General features: G+C 72.3%; 6 protein-coding genes. 4 read left to right on the forward strand and 2 right to left on the reverse strand.

The window, feature by feature from the left end; all coding sequences use genetic code 11:
- The 3 genes from G3I40_RS43275 to G3I40_RS43285 form a co-directional block, all read left to right on the forward strand.
- Positions 1-222: GNAT family N-acetyltransferase (locus G3I40_RS43275; protein WP_164560277.1), on the forward strand; the 222-nt coding region annotated here is incomplete at its 5' end.
- Between the two features lie 374 nt (positions 223-596).
- Positions 597-2,183 (forward strand): Na+/H+ antiporter, encoded by a 1,587-nt coding sequence (locus G3I40_RS43280; RefSeq protein ID WP_164560278.1) that lies wholly within the window; start codon positions 597-599, stop codon positions 2,181-2,183.
- Positions 2,184-2,267: 84 nt separating this feature from the next.
- A complete protein-coding gene (locus tag G3I40_RS43285) occupies positions 2,268-3,014 on the forward strand; it encodes an SDR family oxidoreductase (RefSeq protein ID WP_164560279.1) in 747 nt (248 codons plus the stop codon).
- 192 nt (positions 3,015-3,206) lie between these two features.
- On the opposite strand, the gene G3I40_RS43290 is transcribed toward G3I40_RS43285, so the two are convergent.
- Positions 3,207-4,316 (reverse strand): mechanosensitive ion channel domain-containing protein, encoded by a 1,110-nt coding sequence (locus G3I40_RS43290; RefSeq protein WP_164560280.1) that lies wholly within the window; start codon positions 4,314-4,316, stop codon positions 3,207-3,209.
- 62 nt (positions 4,317-4,378) lie between these two features.
- Between G3I40_RS43290 and G3I40_RS43295 the strand changes: the two genes are divergently transcribed.
- A complete protein-coding gene (locus tag G3I40_RS43295) occupies positions 4,379-4,948 on the forward strand; it encodes a dienelactone hydrolase family protein (protein WP_164560281.1) in 570 nt (189 codons plus the stop codon).
- A gap of 10 nt (positions 4,949-4,958) precedes the next feature.
- Here the strand turns inward: G3I40_RS43295 and G3I40_RS43300 are convergent.
- The coding region (locus G3I40_RS43300) for an alkaline phosphatase D family protein (protein WP_164560282.1) at positions 4,959-6,488 on the reverse strand (1,530 nt) is incomplete at its 5' end.

The following is a 6,488-nucleotide window of genomic DNA, read 5'->3' on the forward strand; positions in this document are numbered from 1 at the left end:
GGGCGACTCGCCGTGGCGAAGCCCGCGCGCCGGCTCGGGGTCGGCGCCGCGCTGGTGCTGGCCATCGAGGACGCCGCCCGGGAGCGCGGGCTCACGGCGGTCGATCTGCACGCCCAGACCCACGCGCTGGGGTTCTACGAGCGCCTCGGGTACGCCGCGTACGGGCCCGAGTTCCCCGATGCCGGGATTCCGCATCGGGCGATGCGCAAGGCGCTCGTCTGAGGCGCTCCCCATCCGGCCGGCTCTCTGCGTACGGGGCGATCGCTTAGTGGCGGGACGTCCCTGGGGCGGGCGGTGGCGCGCTCCTCGCGCGTGATCAATGCCGGTGCTCCGCGCGGCCGTTGCGGCGTGCCGTGGCCGGTTGGGGGTCCGTCGCCGGTGAAGGGGAGGGGCCGGACCCGGCGGGTCGCGCGGTCGGCGTCCACCAGGAACGCGTTCCGGGCGCGCGGCGACGCGAAGACTCCGCGCGCGACGCCCGACGCCGTAGAAGCCGCGGACATCGGAGGGGCGGGCGGCGCAGGGAGGGGTTTGCCCCGATACGCGTGGCACTCTTGGGGGCTGTACCTCCCTGATCGTCGAGCCTGGTCGGAGCCCCCGTGGATCAATTGGCCCTGCTGTTCGTGCTGCTGCTCGGGGCCGTCCTGAGCGTGCCGCTCGGCGACCGGCTCAAGCTGCCCGCGCCCGTCCTGATGACGCTGCTCGGCATCGTCCTGGCCCTGATCCGGGCCGTCCCGAACGTCGACATCCAGCCGGACCTGATCCTGCCGCTGGTCCTGCCCCCGCTGCTCTACGCGGCCGTGCACCGCACGTCGTGGCGGCAGTTCGCGGCGAACAGGCGGCCCATCTTCCTGCTCGCCGTCGCGCTCGTCTTCGTCACCACGGCCGCCGTCGCCTTCGTCGCGAACGCGATCGTGCCGGGGCTGCCGCTCGCCGCCGCCGTCGCGCTCGGGGCGCTCGTGGCGCCGCCCGATCCGGTCGCCGCGACCGCCGTCGCCGGTCAACTGGGGCTGCCCCGGCGCCTGGTGTCGATCCTGGAGGGCGAGGGCCTGTTCAACGACGTGACCGCGATCGTCCTCTACCACGTCGCCATCGCCGCCGCCGTCAGCGGCAGCTTCTCCCTGCCGAAGGCCGCGCTCGAACTGGTCCTGTCCGGGGTCGTGGCCGTCGCCGTCGGGGTCGGGCTCGGCTGGGCGGCCAACCGGCTCATGGCCTACCTCGGCGACGCCACCCTCCAGATCGGCCTCACGCTCCTGGTCCCGTACGCCTCCTACGTGCTGGCCGAGGAACTGCACGGCTCGGGCGTGCTCGCCGTCCTGACCACGGCCATGTTCGTCGCCGAGCGCGCCTTCGACGCCGACGACGTGCTCACGCGGCTGACCGGCCGTGCCTTCTGGGACGTCGTCGACACCCTCGTCACCGGCGTCGCCTTCGGGCTCATCGGCCTGGAGGTGCACAACGTCGTGCGGACGGCGCAGGGGCGCTGGGGCGAGATGCTCGGCTGGTCGGCGGCGATCGTGGGGGTCGTCATCGTCGTACGCCTGCTGTGGCTGCTGCCGATGACCTGGGTGACGCAGCGGCTGCACGCGCGGCGCGACCTCGACGAGGAGATCCCGGTGACCTGGCGGGAGACCGTCGTCATGTGGTGGTCGGGGATGCGCGGGGTGGCGTCCGTCGCGCTGGCCCTCGCCATCCCGCTCACCATGGACGACAAGTCACCCTTCCCGGACCGCGACGAGCTCGTCTTCATCGCCTTCGGGGTCATCATGGCGACCCTCGTGCTCCAGGGGCTCAGCCTGCCGTGGCTGGTGAAGAAGCTGAAGGTGCAGGCCGACACGGAGGCGGAGCAGGAGTTCGAGCGGGAGCTCGCCCTGCGGGCCGCGAAGGCCGCGAAGCGGCGGCTCAAGGAGATCGAGGACGTCGAGGAGCTGCCCGAGGAGGTGCAGGAGCAGCTGCTGCGGCGGGCGTACGACATCGGGCTGCGGATCAACCCCGAGATGGGGGCGGAGGAGCGGCGCGAGTCGCAGACCAAGCGGTTCGCGCGGATCAAGCGGCTGCGGCGGATCCAGAACGAGATGATGTCGGCGGCGCGGCACGAGGTGCTGGCCGCGCGGAGCGAGATCGGCGCCGACCCCGAGGTCGTCGACCGGGTGCTGCGACAGCTGGACGTGCGGAGCCTGCGGTAGCGCCCGGCCGGCAGGGCGGTCCGCGGTCCCGGTGGCGGCTCGTGATCTGGTTCGTGGCCACGGCGACGATCTATGCTCCCGGCCATGGCACGCAACGTGATAATCACCGGTGGTGGTACGGGAATCGGGCTCGCGACGGCTCAGGCGTTCGCCGCGGAGGGGGAGCGGGTGCTGCTGCTCGGGCGGCGGGCCGAGGTCCTGGAGAAGGCCGCGGTGCCGGGCGCGCTGACCTTCGCCGCCGATCTCGCCACGGTCCGGGGCGCCCGCGCCGCCGCCGACTTCGCCCTCGACGCGTTCGACGGGACCGTCGACGTGCTCGTGCACAGCGCGGGCGGACACGGCGGGCGAGAGCCGCGGGAGGGCGTCGGCGACGATCCGCTCGACGCCGTCGCCCACAACTGGAGCACCAACTTCCGCATCAATACGCTCACTTCGGTCCTGCTCACCGAGGCCCTGCGCGACCACGTCGCCTCGCCCGGCGGCCGGATCCTCTTCCTCTCCTCCATCGCGGCGCTGCGCGGCTCGGGTTCGGGCGCGTACGGCGCCGCGAAGGCCGCCGTGCACCCGTACACGTACGACCTCGCCAAGGCGCTCGGCCCGCGCGGCGTCACCGTGAACGCGGTCGCGCCCGGCTACGTCGAGGACACCGAGTTCTTCGGCTACGAGATGTCCGACGAGGAGTACGGCCGACGGGTCGGCGCCACCCTGACCGGGCGCGCCGGCACCCCCGCCGACGTCGCGGCCACGCTGACGTGGCTGGCCTCGCCCGGCGCCCAGCACCTCACCGGCCAGATCGTGCAGGTCAACGGCGGGGAGCAGCTCGGGCGCTGAGCGGCTAGGGCCTGTCCGGCGGATCAGGTCGCGGCCGAGGTGGCCCGTGCCGGTCTGTGCTGGTGAGGGGGATCTGGTGCGTCGAGATGCAAGGCGGAGGAGGGCGTCAACGCGGAGCGTTGGCAACCGACGACAACGCCGCAGGTCGGCGTGCCAGACCCCGCGTCCGCGACAAGATCCGCCGGACAGGCCCTAGCCGCGGCCGGTGCGGGGTGCGCGGCCGTTGGTGGACAGGACGTGGTCGGGCAGGGCCTCCACGACCTCGTCCGGGGCGAGCAGCGCCGTCGCCGTGTTGATCCGCGGCAGCGCGTAGGGGTGCTCCTCGGTGAGCCAGCCGATCAGCAGCTCGCGGACCGTGACCCGCACCGTCCAGATGTCGTCCGCGTCCTTGGCGGTGACCACGGCGCGGACCTGCATCGTGTTGGGCGTGGTGTCGGTGACGGCCAGGCTCCAGTCGCGGCCGTCCCAGGCGGCGCACTCGAGCAGGATGTCGTGCAGCTTCTCGCGCATCAGCGGCACCGGGGCGCTGTGGTCGAGGTGGAAGAAGACGGTGCCGGACATCTGGGCGCCGCCGCGGGACCAGTTCTCGAACGGCTTCGACGTGAAGTAGGACACCGGCATGGTGATCCGGCGCTCGTCCCAGGTGCGCACGGCGAGGAACGTGAGCGTGATCTCCTCCACGGTGCCCCACTCGCCGTCCACCACGACGGTGTCGCCGATGCGGACCATGTCGCCGAACGCGATCTGCAGCCCCGCGAAGAGGTTGCCGAGCGTGGACTGCGCGGCGACACCGGCGACGATGCCGAGGATGCCGGCCGAGGCGAGCAGCGAGGCCCCGGCGGTCCGGAAGGCGGGGAAGGTCAGCAGCATCGCGGACACCGCCACCACGCCGACGACGGCGATGACGACCCGCTGGATGAGGGTGACCTGGGTGCGCACCCGGCGGACCCGGGCCGGGTCGCGGTGGGCGGTGGCGTAGCGGGCGTAGGACGACTCGACGATCGCCGTGGCGATCCGTACGACCAGCCAGGAGGTCGCCCCGATCAGCACCAGGCTCAGTACCTGCCCGATCGCGGCGGAGTGGTCCTTGGCGAGGTGCGCCTGGTCGTAGGAGCCGCGCAACAGGGCCGCGCAGAGGACGAATTGGAGGGGGAGCCGGCAGCGGCGCAGCAGCCCCCACAGCGGGGTCTCGTGATGACGTCGGTCGGCGCGCTGCAGCAGTCGGTCGACGGCCCACCCGATGAGGAGTGTGAGCACGACCGAGCCACCGACGACGATCAGTGGGCGCAGTACGTTCTCCATGCCTCGACGGTAACCGGGATCGGCCGCCTCTAACCTGCGGTGCTCCTGGCACCATGGGTCACATGAACATCATGCTTTTCCACTCGACGTACGGCCCGCGGCCCGCCGTCCGGGCCGCGGCCGACCGGCTGCGCGCCGCCGGGCACGAGGTGTGGACCCCTGATCTCTTCGAGGGCAGCACCTTCGACACCGTCGAGGAGGGCATGGCCCACAAGGACGAGATCGGCAAGGACGAACTGCTCAAGCGGGCCGTCCTCGCCGCCGCGCCCTACTCCGACCGGGGCCTGGTGTACGCGGGCTTCTCGCTCGGCGCCTCGATCGCCCAGACCCTCGCCCTCGGCGACGAGAAGGCGAAGGGGCTGCTGCTCCTGCACGGCACCTCCGACATCGCGGAGGGCGTGAGCGTGGACGAGCTGCCGGTGCAGCTGCACGTCGCCGAGCCCGACCCGTTCGAGACGGACGACTGGCTGACCGCCTGGTACCTCCAGATGGGGCGCGCCGGCGCCGACGTCGAGGTCTACCGGTACGCCGGGGCCGGCCACCTCTACACCGACCCCGAGCTGCCGGACTACGACGAGGAGGCCGCCGAGGCCACCTGGCGGGTGGCGCTCGGCTTCCTGGACTCCCTCTAGGACCCGGTGGCTAGACGACCGGCGCGGACGCCCGCTCGACCTTCTGGGTGCCCGTCCGGGTGCGGTACGAGCGCTCCCAGGACGTCGTGGCGTTCTTGTCGGCGCGGTCGGAGAGCACGTAGTAGTCCATCTGCGCGTGCTCGGCGGTGACGTCCAGCACGCCGTACCCGTGGGAGTCCATGTCGAGCCACTTCACGTGCCGGTTGGCCGCCTTGACGGCGCCCTCGGCGACCGTGGAGAGCGTGTCCGGGGCCACGTGCAGGATGTCGTCGAGGTTGTCGGAGGTCATCGACGTGACCACGAACTCGGTCGCCGCGGACGGCGAGAGCGGATACGTCGCCGCCGTCACGGGTACGTCGTTCGCCCAGGCCATGTGGATGTCGCCGGTCAGGAAGACGGTGTCGCGGATGCCCTTGTCGCGCAGGTGGGAGATGAGCTCCTTGCGGTCGTGGGTGTAGCCGTCCCACTGGTCGACGTTGACGGCCAGGCCCTCGCTGGGCAGGCCGAGCAATTCCGCCAGCGGGCCCAGGAGACGGGCGGGCAGTGAGCCGAACGCGACCGGCGAGATCATCACCGAGGTGCCGACCAGCTTCCAGCGGGCGTCGGAGGCGGCGAGACCCGCCTTCAGCCAGTCCAGCTGGGCGCGGCCCGTGATCGTCCGGTCCGGGTCGTCCACGTCGCCGTTGCCGATGCTCGACTGCTGGGAGCGGAAGCTGCGCAGGTCGAGCAGGTGCAGATCGGCCAGCCTGCCGAACCGCAGGCGGCGGTAGACCGTGCCTGCCGTGGACGGGCGGACCGGCATCCACTCGAAGTAGGCCTGCTTGGCGGCCTGTTGGCGCGCGGCCCAGTCGCCCTCCGTGCCCGGCGTGTGGTTCTCGGCGCCGCCCGACCAGGCGTCGTTGGCGAACTCGTGGTCGTCCCAGATCGCGACCAGGGGGTGCGCGGCGTGCACCGCCCGCACGTCCTCGTCGGTCTTGTGCAGGCCGTGCCGGATCCGGTAGTCGGCCAGCGAGACGATCTCGTGCGCGGGCTGGTGCTGCCGGACGGTGTACTGCGCCTGCGGGTACTCGCCCGTCTTGTACTCGTAGAGGTAGTCGCCGAGATGCAGGACGGCGTCCAGGTCGGCGCGGGCGGCCAGGTGCCGGTACGCGGAGAAGTAGCCGGCCTCCCAGTTGGCGCAGGAGACGACGCCGAAGCGCAGATTCGCGGTCGCGTCCGCGGCGGGTGCGGTGCGGGTGCGTCCTGTAGGGGAGTACGTATCGCCTACGGAGAAGCGGAAGTAATAGGCGCTCGCCTGGCGCAGGCCCCTTACATCCGCCTTGACCGTGTGGTCGGAGGCGGCGCTCGCGGTCGTGGTGCCCCTGCCGACGACGGTGCGGAACGCGCTGTCCTCGGCGATCTCCCAGGCCACGGACACGTCGGGACCCGTGCCGGAGCCGGGCACGGCGTCGGCCGTGGGCGTCACGCGGGTCCACAGCAGGACCCCGTCGGGCAGCGGGTCGCCCGAGGCGACGCCGTGCAGGAAGGCGGGTGCCTGCGC

The sequence above is a fragment of the Streptomyces sp. SID14478 genome, assembly GCF_010548525.1.
In the GTDB taxonomy this organism is placed as follows: Bacteria; Actinomycetota; Actinomycetes; order Streptomycetales; family Streptomycetaceae; genus Streptomyces.

Coding starts and splice junctions, on each gene's coding strand:
- G3I40_RS43285 (WP_164560279.1), top strand. CDS start 2,268: ATGGCACGCAACGTGATAATCACCGGTGGTGGTACGGGAATCGGGCTC.
- G3I40_RS43290 (WP_164560280.1), bottom strand. CDS start 4,316: ATGGAGAACGTACTGCGCCCACTGATCGTCGTCGGTGGCTCGGTCGTG.
- G3I40_RS43295 (WP_164560281.1), top strand. CDS start 4,379: ATGAACATCATGCTTTTCCACTCGACGTACGGCCCGCGGCCCGCCGTC.